This is a genomic window from Sporosarcina sp. P17b (genome assembly GCF_002743115.1).
GTDB classification, from domain to species: Bacteria; Bacillota; Bacilli; order Bacillales_A; family Planococcaceae; genus Sporosarcina; species Sporosarcina ureae_C.
The window spans coordinates 381,609-398,664 of the sequence record NZ_PDYP01000002.1 but is presented as its reverse complement, the minus strand read 5'-3'; the positions used below and the strand labels follow the sequence as shown (position 1 = coordinate 398,664).

The 17,056-nt window shown below is 43.2% G+C and carries 18 protein-coding genes, 7 tRNA genes and 1 riboswitch; of the genes, 20 read left to right on the top strand and 5 right to left on the bottom strand.

The window, feature by feature from the left end:
- Positions 1-54: 54 nt before the first annotated feature.
- From CSV76_RS03945 to CSV76_RS03915, 7 genes are all read left to right on the top strand, one after another.
- A tRNA-Asp gene (locus tag CSV76_RS03945) sits at positions 55-130 on the top strand.
- Between the two features lie 24 nt (positions 131-154).
- Positions 155-230, top strand: a tRNA-Phe gene (locus CSV76_RS03940).
- A gap of 5 nt (positions 231-235) precedes the next feature.
- Positions 236-309 (top strand) — tRNA-Gly (locus CSV76_RS03935).
- Between the two features lie 4 nt (positions 310-313).
- Positions 314-390: transfer RNA gene (locus tag CSV76_RS03930), tRNA-Ile, on the top strand.
- Position 391: 1 nt separating this feature from the next.
- Positions 392-466 (top strand) — tRNA-Asn (locus CSV76_RS03925).
- Between the two features lie 7 nt (positions 467-473).
- Positions 474-564: transfer RNA gene (locus CSV76_RS03920), tRNA-Ser, on the top strand.
- Between the two features lie 8 nt (positions 565-572).
- Positions 573-644 (top strand) — tRNA-Glu (locus CSV76_RS03915).
- 254 nt (positions 645-898) lie between these two features.
- Here the strand turns inward: CSV76_RS03915 and CSV76_RS03910 are convergent.
- Entirely contained in the window at positions 899-1,648 is a 750-nt protein-coding gene (locus CSV76_RS03910) for a TraR/DksA C4-type zinc finger protein (protein ID WP_233204398.1), read from the bottom strand.
- Positions 1,649-1,796: 148 nt separating this feature from the next.
- Entirely contained in the window at positions 1,797-2,708 is a 912-nt protein-coding gene (locus tag CSV76_RS03905) for a 1,4-dihydroxy-2-naphthoate polyprenyltransferase (RefSeq protein WP_085426767.1), read from the bottom strand.
- Between the two features lie 237 nt (positions 2,709-2,945).
- Between CSV76_RS03905 and CSV76_RS03900 the strand changes: the two genes are divergently transcribed.
- From CSV76_RS03900 to CSV76_RS03880, 5 genes are all read left to right on the top strand, one after another.
- A complete protein-coding gene (locus CSV76_RS03900) occupies positions 2,946-4,322 on the top strand; it encodes an isochorismate synthase (protein ID WP_099624794.1) in 1,377 nt (458 codons plus the stop codon).
- Entirely contained in the window at positions 4,315-6,036 is a 1,722-nt protein-coding gene (gene menD / locus CSV76_RS03895) for a 2-succinyl-5-enolpyruvyl-6-hydroxy-3-cyclohexene-1-carboxylic-acid synthase (RefSeq protein ID WP_099624793.1), read from the top strand. Before CSV76_RS03900 ends, menD begins: the two co-directional genes overlap by 8 nt.
- Positions 6,026-6,850 carry a 2-succinyl-6-hydroxy-2,4-cyclohexadiene-1-carboxylate synthase gene (gene menH, locus CSV76_RS03890; protein ID WP_233204397.1) on the top strand — a complete coding sequence of 275 codons (825 nt, stop codon included), beginning with the start codon at positions 6,026-6,028 and terminating at the stop codon, positions 6,848-6,850. The genes menD and menH overlap by 11 nt, the downstream gene beginning before the upstream one ends.
- A gap of 20 nt (positions 6,851-6,870) precedes the next feature.
- Positions 6,871-7,689, top strand: coding sequence for a 1,4-dihydroxy-2-naphthoyl-CoA synthase (gene menB, locus CSV76_RS03885; protein ID WP_085426764.1), 819 nt, complete (start codon positions 6,871-6,873; stop codon positions 7,687-7,689).
- 69 nt (positions 7,690-7,758) lie between these two features.
- Complete coding sequence (locus tag CSV76_RS03880) at positions 7,759-9,192, top strand: o-succinylbenzoate--CoA ligase (RefSeq protein ID WP_099624792.1); 1,434 nt, start codon at positions 7,759-7,761, stop codon at positions 9,190-9,192.
- Between the two features lie 26 nt (positions 9,193-9,218).
- On the opposite strand, the gene CSV76_RS03875 is transcribed toward CSV76_RS03880, so the two are convergent.
- Entirely contained in the window at positions 9,219-10,175 is a 957-nt protein-coding gene (locus CSV76_RS03875; RefSeq protein ID WP_099624791.1) for a metal ABC transporter solute-binding protein, Zn/Mn family, read from the bottom strand.
- Positions 10,176-10,258: 83 nt separating this feature from the next.
- Positions 10,259-10,501 carry a membrane protein insertion efficiency factor YidD gene (gene yidD / locus CSV76_RS03870; RefSeq protein WP_099624790.1) on the bottom strand — a complete coding sequence of 81 codons (243 nt, stop codon included), beginning with the start codon at positions 10,499-10,501 and terminating at the stop codon, positions 10,259-10,261.
- Positions 10,502-10,599: 98 nt separating this feature from the next.
- Here yidD and CSV76_RS03865 point away from each other — a divergent pair, with 98 nt between their 5' ends.
- The 8 genes from CSV76_RS03865 (at position 10,600) to CSV76_RS17825 (ending at position 14,900) form a co-directional block, all read left to right on the top strand.
- Positions 10,600-11,049, top strand: a complete 450-nt coding sequence (locus tag CSV76_RS03865; RefSeq protein WP_085426760.1) for a Dps family protein — start codon at positions 10,600-10,602, stop codon at positions 11,047-11,049.
- A gap of 65 nt (positions 11,050-11,114) precedes the next feature.
- On the top strand, positions 11,115-11,294 hold the full coding sequence (locus CSV76_RS03860) for a putative motility protein (protein WP_029055127.1): 180 nt from the start codon (positions 11,115-11,117) through the stop codon (positions 11,292-11,294).
- Between the two features lie 111 nt (positions 11,295-11,405).
- Positions 11,406-12,740: an NAD-dependent malic enzyme gene (locus tag CSV76_RS03855; protein WP_099624789.1), complete on the top strand. Its 1,335-nt coding sequence runs from the start codon at positions 11,406-11,408 to the stop codon at positions 12,738-12,740.
- A gap of 100 nt (positions 12,741-12,840) precedes the next feature.
- Positions 12,841-13,155 carry a transposase gene (locus tag CSV76_RS03850; RefSeq protein WP_232319584.1) on the top strand — a complete coding sequence of 105 codons (315 nt, stop codon included), beginning with the start codon at positions 12,841-12,843 and terminating at the stop codon, positions 13,153-13,155.
- Between the two features lie 48 nt (positions 13,156-13,203).
- Complete coding sequence (locus CSV76_RS03845) at positions 13,204-13,671, top strand: NUDIX domain-containing protein (protein WP_099624788.1); 468 nt, start codon at positions 13,204-13,206, stop codon at positions 13,669-13,671.
- Complete coding sequence (locus CSV76_RS03840) at positions 13,655-14,455, top strand: alpha/beta hydrolase family protein (RefSeq protein ID WP_085426757.1); 801 nt, start codon at positions 13,655-13,657, stop codon at positions 14,453-14,455. The genes CSV76_RS03845 and CSV76_RS03840 overlap by 17 nt, the downstream gene beginning before the upstream one ends.
- Positions 14,456-14,526: 71 nt before the next feature.
- The gene (locus tag CSV76_RS17830) at positions 14,527-14,652 is read left to right on the top strand and encodes a hypothetical protein (protein ID WP_255396868.1); all 126 of its coding nucleotides are present in this window, start codon (positions 14,527-14,529) and stop codon (positions 14,650-14,652) included.
- A 116-nt stretch (positions 14,653-14,768) separates the two neighbouring features.
- Positions 14,769-14,900 (top strand): hypothetical protein, encoded by a 132-nt coding sequence (locus tag CSV76_RS17825; RefSeq protein WP_255406927.1) that lies wholly within the window; start codon positions 14,769-14,771, stop codon positions 14,898-14,900.
- Positions 14,901-15,122: 222 nt separating this feature from the next.
- Here CSV76_RS17825 and pckA read toward each other — a convergent pair whose 3' ends face one another.
- Entirely contained in the window at positions 15,123-16,715 is a 1,593-nt protein-coding gene (pckA, locus tag CSV76_RS03835) for a phosphoenolpyruvate carboxykinase (ATP) (RefSeq protein ID WP_099624787.1), read from the bottom strand.
- Between the two features lie 175 nt (positions 16,716-16,890).
- Positions 16,891-17,010: riboswitch (SAM riboswitch) on the top strand.
- Positions 17,011-17,056: the final 46 nt, after the last annotated feature.

The window sequence follows — 17,056 nt, the reverse complement described above, 5'->3', positions numbered from 1 at the left end:
CGTTGGGCTCATAACCCAAAGGTCACAGGTTCAAATCCTGTCCCCGCAACCAATGGTCCCGTGGTGTAGCGGTTAACATGCCTGCCTGTCACGCAGGAGATCGCCGGTTCGATCCCGGTCGGGACCGCCATTTTTATTTAAAAGTAAGCAATGTGGCTCAGTAGCTCAGTCGGTAGAGCAAAGGACTGAAAATCCTTGTGTCGGCGGTTCGATTCCGTCCTGAGCCACCATGAATGCGGGTGTAGTTTAGTGGTAAAACCTCAGCCTTCCAAGCTGATGATGGGAGTTCGATTCTCCCCACCCGCTCCAATAGGGGCCTATAGCTCAGCTGGTTAGAGCGCACGCCTGATAAGCGTGAGGTCGGTGGTTCGAGTCCACTTAGGCCCACCATTCCGCAGTAGCTCAGTGGTAGAGCAATCGGCTGTTAACCGATCGGTCGTAAGTTCGAGTCTTACCTGCGGAGCCATTTTTATGGGGAAGTACTCAAGTGGCTCAAGAGGCGCCCCTGCTAAGGGTGTAGATCGCGAAAGCGGTGCGAGGGTTCGAATCCCTCCTTCTCCGCCATAATTTTTGGCCCCTTGGTCAAGCGGTTAAGACACCGCCCTTTCACGGCGGTATCACGGGTTCGAATCCCGTAGGGGTCATACATAAAAAGGTATTGCACAAACGTGCAATACCTTTTTTCTATATTCATTTTAAAAGAATACATTAGTAAGTATATGTATAGGGATTATCACATTTTAGAATGTGCTGCTTGCTACAAAGTATTGGACTTTCATCCGTATAGTGTATGCTACGCAATCTACAACGTATCAGGTCCAGTGAGTTGACTAAATGAATGAACGTGGCAAAAAAGTATGTACTATGATTACCGCTCATAGTACATACTTTTTAAATATTACTTATCTTTCTCTGCATCGATGTAGCTGTCACCTTTTTTGTAAGGAATGTCGCCCAATGGTGATTCAATTCCTTCCTCATCTAATTCTTCTTCATATTCTACTGCTTCTTCATTTCGAACAATACCGGCTGGTTCACCCGTAATGTCGGAGACTGCAAACTCTTCGTATTCTTCTACACCTTCATCATTTTCGTCATCATACAGATCGTCATAATCACGGTTTTTACTTCCAATAAAGTCAGAAGGGGTATCAGATGTTCCGGACTCGGCAATTTCCTGGAAGCTGTCTTCGTAATCTATTACGTCACCTTCTCTACGGGCAGCAAATGTATTGGGTTCCGCCATGATTAGTAAATCATCTTCAACGGGTCGATCAGTCGGTATATCTTTTTGTGCATCTTCAATGCACACGGTAGTGTACGGGATTGCTTCTAAGCGCTCATGTTGTATTTCCTTACCACATACTTCACATGTACCGTACGTGCCGTCCTCGATAGCCTGTAGTGCGTTCTGGACTTTCTCCAGTTCGCCTTCTGCGTGCGTGTTAAGTGCCATATCTTTTTCACGTTCGTACAATTCGGTTCCCATGTCAGCAGGGTGATTATCATACATGGATAGTTCACCTACATCGTCCTGCGCATTATTTACAATCTCCGTCTCTTTTTCTGTTTCCGTTAGATGGTCTTCCATAGCACGTAGTTCCTTTTTTAGTGTTTCTATTTGTTTAGTAGTTAACAATGTAGTCACGACCCTTTCTATATTGCTTTCTTTATTGAAAAATGAAATCTGAGAAAGCTTTCTTACTTCAGTCTTTCCCTGTTTACAAGGAAGGGTAAACCTTTCCAACAAAAAAACGCCTACCTTTTTAAGTGTAGACGTTTTTGATACAGTTTATTCAGATGAAGTGAGCTATAAGAATGCCAATCCCAAGAAGTAGTCCAAACAGCGTATTGGTCACGCCTGTATCTTTCATAGCTGGCATGACTTGAAGGGGTTGTTCATACTTGCGGAATGTCTTCACAGCGTGCAAAGGTTTCGGGATGCTTAATAGCACAAGTAATGCCCAAGCAGATACGTGGCCAGTCAATACAAGCGCAATGATCCATACATACGATACGATGAAAAATATAGCCAAGATGGTCACTGCGTTATTTCGACCTGTTAGGATGGCCATAGTTTTTCTACCACCCTTGGTATCTTGTACGATATCACGTATGTTATTAGCCAGCATGATCGCACCGACTAGTAGCATGCTTGGTACGGAAAGTAATATTGCATTACCTGTAACGGTTCCTGTTTGAATGTAGAACGCAATCAAGATCAACAACATGCCCATTACGAATCCTGAAACGAGTTCACCGAATGGAGTATAAGCAATAGGATAGGGGCCGCCAGTATAAAAATAGCCGATCAACATAGCAACGGAACCTACTGCGGCAAGCCACCATGAAGTTTCCATGCAAATGTAAATGCCGAGAACAACGGATAGCCCGTAGAGCATGAGCGCTAAATTTAACACGGTCTTCGGCTGTACGCCGTTTCTGACGATCGTGCCGCCAATCCCGATTGAATGTTCATCATCAAGTCCACGTTTGAAATCGTAGTATTCATTAAACATATTCGTAGCCATCTGCAAAAATAAACTGGCTACAAGCATCGCTAGAAATAACGGAAAATGAAGTGGTCCGTATTGTAGCGCAATCATGGTGCCTAAAAAGACAGGCGCAAAAGCGGCAGTCAATGTGTGGGGGCGTGTGAGTTGCCACCAAACTCGCCAGCCGGTATCGGTTTCTATTGTGTGTTGCACGGGTAATCTCTCCTTATATGTGTAGTCATCATCTGATAGTATACAACAAAAATCAGCAGTTAGGTTATATGAAACAATAGTTGAAGATAATTGTCGTATCGTCTCCCATACAGCAAGACATTATATATTAAGTAAAGCGTCCAATGTGCTAGAATAGAGGTACTTATCGTTCAGTGAAAGTATGTCTGAACGTAAATTGACGAAAAATATTTTGTACGATGATAAGGAGAGAGTGGGATGAATCGGAAATTGACCGATCGAATGAGGACGGTTCCAGCAACAGGCGCTGATTCTCGTTTTTTTACGGAAACAATAGAAGTGGAAACACTAAGTCCACTTGCTTTTTTTGAAGCAGGTCTTTCACATTATGGTGAGCATCGTTTCTTCTGGCAGAATGCGGACAAGACAGTAAAACTTGTCGGATTAGGTCAAGCAACGGTATTAACAGCGGAGCTAAATCGTTTTCAATCGATTTCTTTACAGTGGGCAGCACTGTGTGAGGGATTAATTAAAGAAGAGAAAGATATCGATCCCGTGTTATTTGGCGGATTTTCTTTTGATCCTCATACTCGTCAAGATGATGAGTGGAGTGCGTTCCCAGCCGCTTATTTTACTGTCCCTCTATTCCAACTGAAAATTGAAAAAGGGAAAACGTATGTATCCATTAATTATATTACGGAAGAACCGCAAGCGGCGGCTGATTTTGAAGCATTGCGTCAAGAACGTGATCGGCTGATCCATATTGCACAAATAGATGAATTCACGTTCCAAGGAAAGCCTGATGTGATCAAGCAGACTGAGCTAGCAACGGATCGCTATATGGATGCAGTTGAACAAGTAACATCGCATATTAAAGAACAAGAAGCGGAAAAAGTCGTTATTGCACGTAAAATCAAATTAACGTTTGAAGAAGAATTTCAAAAGGCCGCTGCATTGCATACCATTACGAATGAACAATCGGCTAGTTATCATTTCGGACTGCAAATTGGTGATGAGATGTTCTTTGGTGCGACACCTGAGCGTTTAGTCGAAATATCAAATGGACATGCGTATTCTGCATGTGTAGCTGGCTCAATTGAACGTGGAAAAACGTCTCAAGAAGATCAGCAGCTCGGAGAAGTATTATTACGCGATAAGAAAAACCGTGAAGAACATCAATATGTAGTCGATATGATTACGCAAGTGTTCTCGGAGTTCTGTACATCCCTTCAAGTTAGTAAAACGCCTAAACTTCTAAAGGTGCGGGACATCCAACATTTATTCACACCGGTTGAAGGGGAACTTGCGAAGGACATGGATATATTCCGTCTAGTCGAAGCACTTCATCCGACACCTGCGCTTGGGGGAGTTCCACGTCAGAAAGCGCTTGAAATTATTCGTGAAGAAGAGCAGATGGACCGTGGCTTTTATGCTGGACCGATTGGTTGGACGGATTCCGCAGGTAATGGAGAATTTGCGGTGGCAATTCGTTCTGGATTGTTAACTGGCAATGATGCATATTTGTATGCTGGCGGTGGTATAGTAGCCGATTCTACACCGACTGAAGAATATGCGGAAACATGGGTGAAATTCCGTCCTGTGTTACGCGCGCTCGGAGGCCGTTTACATGAATGATCACCAGACAGGATTAACGAGTTATGTGCTTCGCTTAACGGATACGCTTATACGACAAGGAGCAACCAAGGCGGTTATTAGTCCAGGCTCCAGATCGACACCGCTTGCGTATGCGTTTACGAACTCTACAAATATGCAGACGTATATGCATACCGATGAGCGTTCTGCAGCTTTTTATGCACTTGGATTAGTGAAAGCGACTGGGCAACCTGTTGTTTTGCTATGTACGTCAGGAACAGCAGCATCGAACTATCATCCTGCTGTGACAGAAGCGTTTTATGCAAGACTGCCGTTGATCGTCATCACGGCGGATCGTCCGCATGAATTACGTGAAGTCGGTGCACCACAGGCGATTGATCAAATTCGCATGTTTGGAGAGCACGTCAAAGATAGTGTCGACTTCCCTGTGCCTGAAAACAGAGAAGACATTTTACGGTACATGGAACAACGTGCAGTTAGACTTCTATCCATTGCCAAAACTGCACCTCAAGGGCCTGTGCATTTGAATGTGCCGTTTCGTGAGCCATTGCTCATTGACTTGGAAGCCACAGCGCCTGTTAGCCGATTCCAGCAACAGTTAGTAGGGGATCTCGCTGTAACGGAAGAAATGAAAACTGTACTAGAATCGGCCATTGTGCAAGCGAAAAAAGGCATAATTGTAATGGGTGAGCAACCGACGACTCTAGATAAAGAACGTTTCTGGCAGTTCGCTAGAGCACTTCAATGGCCAGTATTATGTGATCCGTTATCCAATCTACGCTCACAAGTACCGACAGATTGTGATGATCTTTGTATCGATCAGTACGATGCCTTGCTAAAAAGTGAAATGTTTGCTGAAAACGTGCGACCTGATTGTGTCATACGATTTGGTCCGCAGCCCATTTCTAAGCCATTACTTTTGTTTTTGAAGAAGACTTGTCCTAAAACGTATATCGTAGTGGATGATTCACCAAATTATCGTGATCCGATTGGTCTGACTACTCACCACTTGCAAGTGAGTGCAGCGAGTATTTGGCAGCAAGTATCTGTACCACGCGAGCGAACAGAATATACGAAACAATGGACTAGAGCCAATCAAATTTCCGCAGACGTAATGAATGAAGATCAATATTTCAATCAAGATGAAGGTCACTTCGTTCGTCAATTTATTGCCAATTTACCGGATGGCTCTGATGTAGTCTGCAGTAGCAGCATGCCGATTCGGGACTTGGATACGCATTTCAAAAAGACGAACCGTGACATTTCGTTGTTCTGCAATAGAGGAGCAAATGGAATTGACGGAGTTGTCTCGACTGCTCTTGGAATTCAGGAAGGTCGTCAACGCAAGACCTATTTATTGATTGGTGATTTAGCGTTCTTACATGACGTGAACGGATTGATTATTTCCCGGTTACAGCAAACTGATTTGACGATTGTTTTAATTAATAACAATGGTGGCGGGATTTTCTCCTATTTGCCGCAAGCGTCAATTGAACAGCATTATGAACAATTATTTGGAACTCCAACTAATATGACGTTTAATCATGTCGCAGCGATGTATGAAGCACAATACGATGCAGTAGATACGACACGAGCATTTGAACAAGCGATGCAAGCAGCTAAAACGGCTAATTTACGAATTATTGAAGTAGCAACAGTGCGTGCAGACAATGTGGAAGCTCATCGCTCCGTATGGCGGGAAATTGCGAAGAGGGTGGAACGCATTGACAACTGAAATGTTGACGATCAGAGGTATTGATACGCATATTGCAAAGTTCGGGGATGAACGGTTGCCTGCAATTGTTTTGTTGCATGGTTTTACAGGTTCGATCGCTACTTGGCAGCAAACGATTGAAGAGCTTGCGGTGGATTATTATGTAGTCGCAGTCGATTTAATCGGTCATGGTAAAACGGAAGCGCCTGAAAAGATGAACCGCTATAGGATGGAAGAGCAAATTGAAGATTTGAATGAAGTCTTGCAGAAGCTTGAAATAACCAATCCCATTCTACTTGGTTATTCGATGGGAGGGCGTGTCGCGCTAGGCTATACGACAACCTACCCTGACAAAGTGAAAAGTTTAGTACTTGAGAGCAGTTCACCAGGCTTGCGTACGTCTGAACAACAACTTGCACGACGCACAGCAGATGCTAAGCTTGCGGAGAGGATAGAACAGCAAGGAATGATTGAATTCGTCAACTTTTGGCAGGAGATTCCGCTGTTTCATTCACAAAAGAAATTGTCTGACTCACAGCAACAAGCAGTGCGTAATGAACGCCTCAATCAACGGCCAATTGGTTTAGCAAACAGTTTACGAGGGATTGGAACGGGGAGTCAGCCTTCATACTGGCAGGCGCTAGAGCAACTTTCACTTCCTGTATTATTGCTTACGGGCAGTGAAGACGAGAAATTTGAAATGATTGCGCAGGACATGATGAAAAGCTTGCCAAATGCGCAGCATGAAACGATAAAAGATGCGGGGCATGCAATTCACGTGGAAAAACCTCAACAATTTGCTACAATGATAAAGAGCTATCTGAAAACAGTGTAAAAATCGAGGAGGAATTTATTATGACCCGTCAATGGGAAACGCTTCGTACATATGATGATATCAAGTACGAAATGTACAATGGTATCGCAAAAATCACGATCAATCGTCCGGAAGTGCGCAACGCATTCCGTCCGAAAACAGTTATGGAAATGATCGATGCATTTTCACGCGCAAGAGATGATCAGCGAATTGGAGTTATCGTGTTAACTGGTGAAGGGGAGAAAGCTTTCTGTTCAGGAGGCGATCAATCTGTTCGCGGTCACGGTGGATATGTTGGAGATGACGAAATTCCACGCTTAAACGTTTTAGATCTTCAACGCTTGATTCGCGTTATTCCAAAGCCTGTTGTCGCAATGGTTGCCGGATATGCAATTGGTGGCGGTCACGTGTTACATGTAGTGTGTGACTTAACGATTGCTGCAGACAATGCACGTTTTGGACAAACAGGACCTACTGTAGGCTCGTTCGACGCAGGATATGGTTCAGGATACCTCGCACGTATTGTTGGGCATAAAAAAGCACGTGAAATTTGGTACCTATGCCGTCAATACGACGCACAGGAAGCACTCGACATGGGCTTAGTCAACACAGTTGTTCCGTATGAGCAGCTTGAAGACGAGACTGTTCAATGGTGTGAAGAAATGCTCGGCAAGAGTCCTACTGCACTTCGCTTCTTGAAAGCAGCAATGAATGCAGATACAGATGGCTTGGCTGGTCTACAGCAATTAGCTGGGGATGCAACATTGCTTTATTATACGACGGATGAAGCGAAAGAAGGACGCGACGCATTTAAAGAAAAGCGTAAGCCGGACTTCGATCAATTCCCACGTTTCCCTTAAACAAATGAAAGCTGCCTAAATTGGGCAGCTTTTTCATTACGTCATTTTTAATTGGAGGAGTTTCACTTGATGATTCCTAATTGGCTTATGCAACGAGCTAAATTGACACCAGACGCATCCGCTCTTGTTACAAAAGAAGGGAACTGGTCATACCGTGAATTATATGAACAATCTCTTGAAATCGCACAACAACTTCATCATCTTGGAGTACAACCTGAGAGTAGGGTGGCGCTACTCAGCCAGTCCAATGAACAAACAGTCCTCTTTATCCATGCATGCTGGTTATTAAGTGTGGAAGTCGTCTGTCTGAATAATCGGCTGACAGAACAGGAATTACGCTGGCAAGTACGTGATTCCGAGGCAACACTTGTGCTTGTTGATGATAAAATAACCTCACTTCCGGAATTGGATGACATCAAAAGCGTATTCTATTCTGCGGTTCGAAAGACTGAACGAAAAGAGTTCACTTTACTGAAACAGTGGACTGAAGATCAGACGCTATCGATTATGTATACTTCAGGCACTACAGGGGTTCCTAAAGGGGTTCGACAAACAGCAGGTAATCATACGTCAAGCGCGCTCGCTTCAGCGCTGAATCTCGGATTGACCGATAAAGATTCATGGCTTTGCATGATGCCACTATTCCACATAAGTGGACTATCGATCGTCATTCGCTCAGTGATTTATGGAATGGAAATGCGCTTGTACGAAAAATTTGATGCGAAAGAAGCTGCTACACAAATCATGGCAGGACGTGTAACAGCGATGTCCGTCGTTGCGCTGACGTTGGATCAAATTGTTCGTGTCATGGAAGCGACTGATAGTAAAGCACATCCGCTATTTCGTACTATGCTCGTTGGAGGAGGACCGGTACCACTGGATTATTTGAATCGCGCGGCAGCGTGTGGATTACCGATACTTCAGACGTATGGCATGACCGAAACGTGTTCGCAAACGACGACTCTTGGAAAAGCGGATGCGGCGCGAAAGCTAGGTTCAGCGGGGAAACCGTTATTTTTCAATCAAGTTGCCATTAAAGATACCGTTCAACCGAGAGAAGTAGGAGAAGTGCTCATAAAAGGTCCTCACGTGACGCCAGGCTACATTGGAAGCCAACATACACGCAATGCGCTGACCGAGGATGGTTGGCTCGTTACAGGGGATGCTGGCTATCTTGACGAGGAAGGCTATTTATTCATTGTCGATCGACGTGCTGATCTCATTATTTCGGGTGGAGAGAATATTTATCCTGCCGAAATTGAAAATGTGTTGCTAGCGCATCCTGCTATAAAGGAAGCGGGCGTATGTGGTAAAGAAGATATGGAGTGGGGGCAAGTACCCGTCGCATTTCTCGTCGGTTCAGTTACTGAGGAAGAACTAGTAGAATTCTGTTCGAAACGTTTAGCACGTTATAAACTTCCAAAAGAATTTCGATTTGTAGAGCAACTGCCACGTAACGCATCAAATAAATTAATGCGCTTCGAATTGAAAAAATGGTTATAAAAAAACAGTGGAGTTTTCATCCACTGTTAGTTGCCTAATGCTTTTTTCAGTACTTCCAAATTTTGTTCCATGAGAGTGAAGTACGTTTCTTCTTTTTGTATGTCTTCTTCAGTAAGTACACTCAAATTATGCAAAGTTATCGCTTCGGCATCCAGTTCTTTTTTGATGACTTCAGCCAATTTTGAGCTGACGTTTTGTTCAAATAAAATATACTGGATGTCTTGTTCTTTTGCTTCCTTTACAAGTGAAGCTAATTCTTTTTGTGATGGTTCATTCTGAGAATCAAGACCAGATACTGCAAGTTGCTGTAACCCGTAAGCATCTGCCAAGTAGCCAAACGCTGCATGGGACACAAAGAATGTTTTGTTTGGTGACGCATCAGCCATAGTCTTAAATCCACGATCCAATTCTTCTAATTCATCATATAACGCATCAAAATTTTTCTTGAATGCCTCTGCATGTTCAGGTAATTCATCGGACAACTCTTGCGTGATTTTCTCTGCAAGTTTCGTGCTGAGATAAGGAGATATCCAAACATGTGGATCAACGGTATCCTCATGCCCATGCTCGTCATGATCATCTTCTCCATGCTCGTGAGAATGCCCCTCTTCTAATTCCTCGGGATCAATATAGTCGGCGATTGGAACGAACTGCACATCTTCATTTTGCAACGTCTTCTCCGTCTTTTGCACAAAACCTTCGAGTCCAAGTCCGATATAGAAGAATAAATCTCCTTTTGCCAACGCCATCATATCTTTCTGTGTAGGTTCAAACACATGCTCATCTGTCCCAGGCGGATAGATAGATTTCACGTCAACATACTCTCCACCAATGCGTTCAGTGAAGTATTGCAATGGGTAGACTGTCGTATAGACGAGTAATTGATCGGATGACGAATCATCCGGTTCGGTCGATGCCTTATTGGTACAACCACTTAAAACGAGTAGTAAAGCAGCGCCTAGCAACAGCAAACGATTTTTCATTAGAAAAGCCTCCGTGACGTAATCGGAATGATTACTATTTAGATTATTTTCTCATCATACAAGATATGATATATGTTTGCAACCTAGTACTGCTTGTTTCTATTCGTTTTTTTGGGAGGTACCGGATCGAATCCACCTTTATGAAAAGGATGACATTTTAAAATCCGCATGACTGCAAGCCAACTACCTTTCAGTGCTCCGTGTGTTTCAATTGCTTCTACCCCGTAATGTGAACAAGTCGGATGAAATCGGCAAGAGGGTGGTGATAAGGGAGAAATGAACTTTTGATAGAATCGGATCAATTGTATAAATACTTTCTTTAGCATATCCATCACCTTCTGACGTAATAAGGTTTAGTTTACCTATAGATGTGGTAAATTAAAAGAGAGAAGCATAATACAATTTAAGAGGAGTGTTTTTTTTTATGTCTAAAGAATTAATTCAAGAACTAAACAAACAAGTATCTACTTGGTCGGTGTTGTATGCGAAACTTCATAACTACCACTGGTATGTAAAAGGAAATCAATTCTTCACATTACACGCAAAGTTTGAAGAATTATATAACGAAGCAACAGCGCATATGGATGAAATCGCAGAGCGTGTGCTAACTTTGGGTGGCGAACCGACTGCAACACTATCACAGCATTTGACTGAATCTGTTATCGACGAAGCAAAAGGCACAGAAAAAGCGAATGAAATGGTACAGACACTAGTAGATGATTTCGATAAAACAATGAAATCATTGAAAAAAGGGATGGATTTGGCAGCCAAAGATTCTGATGATATGACAGAAGATATGTTGAACGCAATTTATCAGAGCGTAGAAAAGCATCAGTGGATGTTGAATGCGTTCCTTGGCGAAACAAACGAATAAAACTCTTTATTCAACAAAAAATTAACCGATAGTAAGAAGTGAACACCAGAAAGGAGTTGAACGTTATGGATATCAATTCAATTATGTCCAGCCAGTTGAGAAGCTTGCAATCAACCGTTCAAATGAGCGTCATGAACAAGGCCCTTTCAATGGAAACTTCTGCTATGAATGATATGTTGAATGGCCTCGAAAATCAGCCTGTCGCGCACCCCACAAAGGGCGCTTCAATTGATATCAAGGCTTGATTGGAAAACACACATCTCGTATGATTAGAGATGTGTGTTTTTTAACGGATGCAATCAAAAAGAGTGTTAAACTATATGAAAAAACAAGACATAGTAGGAGGTAGATTAAATATGGCTCAAGGCCAATTTCTACGTAATTTAATTATCGAAACACCTTCCAAACCTGGTAATTTGGGTAAGGTGACGATGGCAATTGGACAGTTAAATGGAGATATCGGTGACATTCAAACGATTAAAGTTGGTACGATTTCTACAATCAGAGAAATCGCACTATTATGTAATGATAAAGAACATTTAGAGGAAATTGTCGAAGCAATAGATAATTTGAAACATGGCATTAAAGTTCAGGCGATTACAGATGATGTACTGCAAATGCATGAGGGCGGTAAAATTCATATGAAAGCCACACATCAAATCCGTTCTCTTGCTGATTTACGCAGAGTGTACACACCGGGTGTGGCTAGCGTATGTAAAACGATTCACGAAGATCCCGAACAAGCCAATTATTTCACAGGCATTTCAAATTCCGTAGCAATCGTGACAGATGGTACAGCCATTTTGGGACTCGGAGATATTGGTCCAGTAGCAGGTATGCCTGTCATGGAAGGAAAGGCCGTATTATTTGATCAATTCGTTGGCATTAGCGGTATTCCGATATTACTTGATACGAGTGATCCGGATGAAGTAGTAGCTACGGTCAAACATATCCATCAAGGCTTCGGTGCAATTTTATTAGAAGACATAGGTTCTCCACATTGCTTTGAAATCGAAGAACGTCTAAAAAAAGAATTGCCGATTCCGGTTATGCATGATGACCAGCATGGCACAGCAGTCGTAGCATTAGCAGCAGCACTCACTGCCTGTAAACATGTCGGTGCAGATTTAGCTAATTCTTCGGTTGGACAAATTGGACTAGGCGCGGCAGGTTTAGCCATCAGTCGTATGTTTATGGCATATGGTGTAAAGGAAATGAGAGGAACGGATCCAAACCCTCACGCTAAAGAAATGTTAGCAGGGCACGGCGGTACTGTTGTCGATTCGATGGAGGAAATTATGGAGACTTGTGACCTGATCATTGCCACAACAGGTGTAGCTAACTTGATCAAGCCTGAAATGGTTCGTAAAGGTCAAATTATTTTGGCTTTATCCAATCCAAACGCGGAAATTGCTCCGGATGTCGCATTGGAAGCAGGCGCGGCTTATGCAGCCGATGGTCGTCTAGTGAATAATGTTCTTGGCTTCCCGGGTATCTTCCGTGGCGCATTAAACGCGAATGCCAAGTCCATTACATATCCAATGCTTATTGCCGCAGCTCTGGCGATTGTCGATAGCACAAAACGAGACGATTTAGTACCACATCCTTTAGATCCTAACGTACACATTAACGTGGCGTTGGCGGTTGAAAAAGTAGTATATGAAGAGCAAGATCAAGATCAAGAAATATAATACGAAGACCTATTGACGAGATGCCGTTAATAGGTTTTTTTTATGAAGAATATTTTCTTCGTAACGAGCCATGCTACGGTAAAAAGAAAGTAGGATGATTATGACAGAAGAAAGATATCCAATGTATATATCACTGAATCACAAATTAGTTCACGCGGATCCTCACTCCTCAACATGGGAATATAAAGTAGAAGTGACAAAGGAAGTATATCCTGTATTTGAAAAACTATTTTCTCAAATGGAACAATTAGAATTCCAAAACTTTCTCCGATCCCATTTACCGTATATTCCATATCACTATGACAAAGACAATGATAGGGTGGATTTGCGCTTAAAGAAGGTCTTTGCATTGATCCATGAATACACAGACGATGAGTCCAAACGTTTTATCGAGCAACTGCCTCTATTTCGTTGAATCTTCACTTACCTTTCCGCTACACTAGAGGAAAGGAAGTGATCCATAATGCTGAAATTTGAAGATTTACAGGGAGCCAATGTCGAATTGACGTTTGGACTGAACTCACATCAAATTGAATCTCGCCATGTGCTCGTTCTCATTAAGCACAACGAGCGTTGGTTATTGACTAAACATAGAATACGCGGCATTGAATTCCCAGGTGGAAAAGCAGAATGGGGAGAGACCATTGAACAAGCGGCAATTCGGGAAACAATGGAAGAAACAGGAGTCACTATAGAAAATGTGCATTCATTTGCTGAGTACGTCGTCTTTACCGATCCACCTTTTTGCAAAGCTGTTTTCACAGGGGATATTACGCATATAGAAAAGAACTTTACGTTAATGGAAACGGAAGGCGCGGTTTGGATGACAGACGCTGAGTTGGACGCTTGTACAGAACTTAGTTTTCATATGAAGGATCGTGGAATGAGTGAACTGAGAAAGTGGGTGGAAGCGAATGGTCGAACAAACTAATGGGAAAATCATTCGAAGAAGAGATTATCCTTCCCCAAACCCACACGTCAAATTGGAGGAAATTACCTATAGTTCTGACGGTTTGCTAGTAAAAGGCCTGTTAGCTACACCAAGAGCGGAAGGCCGCTATGACGGTTTGCTTTATTTACGTGGCGGCATTCAACATGTCGGGATGGTTAGACCGGCTCGTATTGCACAATTTGCGTCCCATGGTCTTGTGGTGTTCGCTCCTTATTACCGCGGCAATCGTGGCGGTGAAGGGAAGGATGAATTTGCAGGCGAAGACCGCAATGACGCAGTGGTGGGAGTTGATGTGCTGAAACAACAAAGTAGTGTCAACTCAGATCGAATTCATCTATTTTCCTTTTCAAGAGGCGGTATTATGGCGCTCTGGACTGCTATTATACGTGAAGACCTAACGTCCGCGGTAGCATGGGCAGGCGTCTCAGACGTAGTCTTCACATACAAAGAGCGACAGGATATGCGCCGCATGATGAAGCGTGTCATCGGTGGTACTCCAAATAATCAACCCGATGCGTATCGTGAGCGTACAGCTTTATTCCGTGTACAAGACATCGATATACCGACGCTAATTATTCATGGGACGCTGGATACAAATGTTTCATTTGAACAGGCGTTATTGCTCGAGACTGCTTTGAGTGAGGCGAATAAAGAGTTTGAAACTTGGTATTTGGAAGGCTACACGCATTATATTCCACCTGAAATGAATCGGCGGCTTGTGAAAGATGCAGTGGATTGGATGAAGCGGCAGAGAAGGGGATAGGTCAAACTTGGTAGATGTTTTTTGGGGGGCGTTGCTCGACATTGGTCTGTGTATGGAAAATAGTGAGGGGCATGCTTTGGACTCGCGCAGGCACGTGGGGGATTGCCTCCAGCCATGAGCCAACTAGCGGTGGAGCTGCTAGCTGTCTCATGGCCACGGCCTACCCCGCAGTTGTGCCTGCGCTACTGAGTGGTTAGCAAGTTTGTTTGTGGTTTATAGGAGATAAAACCAGTGACTGGGTAGTACTAGTTCCTATTCTTGCAAAACAAGTATCTGAACTGCCCTACACCCAATCTAACGTAGGCGGCTGACAGTGGTAGGCGTAGTAATGAGACAGCCAGGTGCACTTCCTGTCTGGCTCATTGCGGAAGCCATCCACCACCGCCGAAGTGGCGCCAATGACAGCCCCACTTACTTTGCCAGTCAAATCACTACTTTTGCATAAAATAAGGAAGAGTAAGGGTTCGCAAAACAGCTACCTAACATCGTATCCTACTTACTTGTATGAACAAATAATCCGCGCACTCGAAAAACAACTATCTGAACTGCCCTACACATAATCTAACGCAGGCGGAAGCCATCCATCGCCCCACTTACAATGTGGGTCAAATTTCAAACCAAAAAAGAGGCTGACCCAGAATTCTGGGTCAGCCTCTTTCAGCTATCATTACTTAATAACAGGTGGTCCACCTTTAATTGCGATGTCCTCTGAAACGTGGCTGAACTTCTTGAAGTTCTCACGGAAAGCATCAGCTAAGCGATTTGCTTCTCTATCGTATTCGTTCGGATCTTCCCAAGCATAACGAGGGTGTAGAACATTACTCGGTACACCTTCGATTTCAAGCGGCATATTCAATCCGAAGATTTCGTTCTTCTTTGTTTCTACATTATCTAATTTACCAGCGATTGCAGCGCGTACCATTGAACGTGTATAGCCTAAGTTCATACGTGAACCTACACCGTAGATTCCGCCAGTCCAACCTGTATTCACAAGGAATACTTTTGAGCCGTGCTCATCGATCTTCTTGCCAAGCATCTCTGCGTATGTTGCAGCAGGAAGTGGTAAGAATGGTGAGCCGAAGCAAGTAGAGAATGTTGGTTCAGGAGCAGTAATTCCACGCTCAGTTCCAGCAAGCTTGGAAGTGAAACCGCTCAAGAAGTGGTACATTGCCTGTTCTTTTGTAAGGATCGAGATCGGAGGCAATACTCCGGAAGCGTCGGCAGTTAGGAAGATAATATTCTTAGGATGACCAGCAACAGACGGTGTCACGATGTTATCGATATTTTCGATAGGGTAAGCGGCACGTGTGTTTTCTGTCAATGATTTATCATCATAATCTGGAATGCGCGTTACTTCATCCAATACAACGTTTTCTAAAACTGCACCGAAACGGATTGCTCCGAAAATTTCAGGTTCTTTTTCTGCAGAAAGATTGATACATTTTGCGTAACATCCACCTTCAATGTTAAATACGCCGTTATCAGACCAGCCATGCTCATCGTCTCCGATTAGTTTACGGTTAGCATCTGCTGAAAGAGTAGTTTTACCTGTTCCAGAAAGTCCGAAGAACAAAGCAACGTCGCCTTCTTCACCTACGTTTGCTGAACAGTGCATAGAAAGAATACCTTGTTCAGGTAGCAAGAAGTTCATAACAGAGAAAATAGATTTTTTCATTTCTCCTGCGTACTCTGTTCCACCAATCAAAACAATTCGTTTCTCGAGTGATACGATGATGAAAGTTTCCGAATTAGTGCCATCCACTTTTGGATCCGCTTTGAATGAAGGGGCAGCCAAAATTGTGAATTGCGATTCGTGTGCTTGTAATTCTTCTTCTGTTGGACGGATGAATAGCTGGTGAACGAATAGGTTCTGCCAAGCTAATTCATTGATTACTTGGATAGACAACTGGGAGTCTTTATCCGCGCCTGCAAATCCTTTAAAAACGAAGAGCTCGTCTTTTTCCTTCAAATGATCAATGACTTTCGTGTATAATGAATCAAAGATCTCTTCTGAAATTGGGCTGTTCGTGCTACCCCAATCTACTTTATCCTTAGACACTGCATCTTCAACGATGAATTTGTCCTTAGGTGAGCGTCCTGTGTACTTGCCTGTACGTGCAGTAATTGCGCCGTCTGCTGAAAGTTTAGCTTCGCCTCTTGCTGCTGCTTTTTCCGTTAATTCTGCTACAGACGCTTGGATCGTCACGTTGCTTCCACTAAGAAGACTTTTTAAACTATCATCAATTTTTGCAGATATCATATTTACATACCGTCCTTTGCGTAGTCGATTTATTTATCTTGATAAGAATATCCTAATTCGTAAATAGTATAACACATTAAGAATATTAATCTATACTAATGGAAAACTCAAGTGATTTAGAATAAAAAAATTGACAAAATCCAAACTTTTTAATAAGATGTGACATGAACGGATACTCTTATCCCGAGTTGGTGGAGGGTACAGGCCCTGTGAAACCCGGCAACCTGCAATAGACAGTAGTCTAGCGCGAAGGTGCCAAACCTGAAGCAAGGTTTAATTCCTTGGACGATAAGAGTGAAAGGTGCTGCGCGTGAAATTTTGCCTTTTACTCATGGATTGAA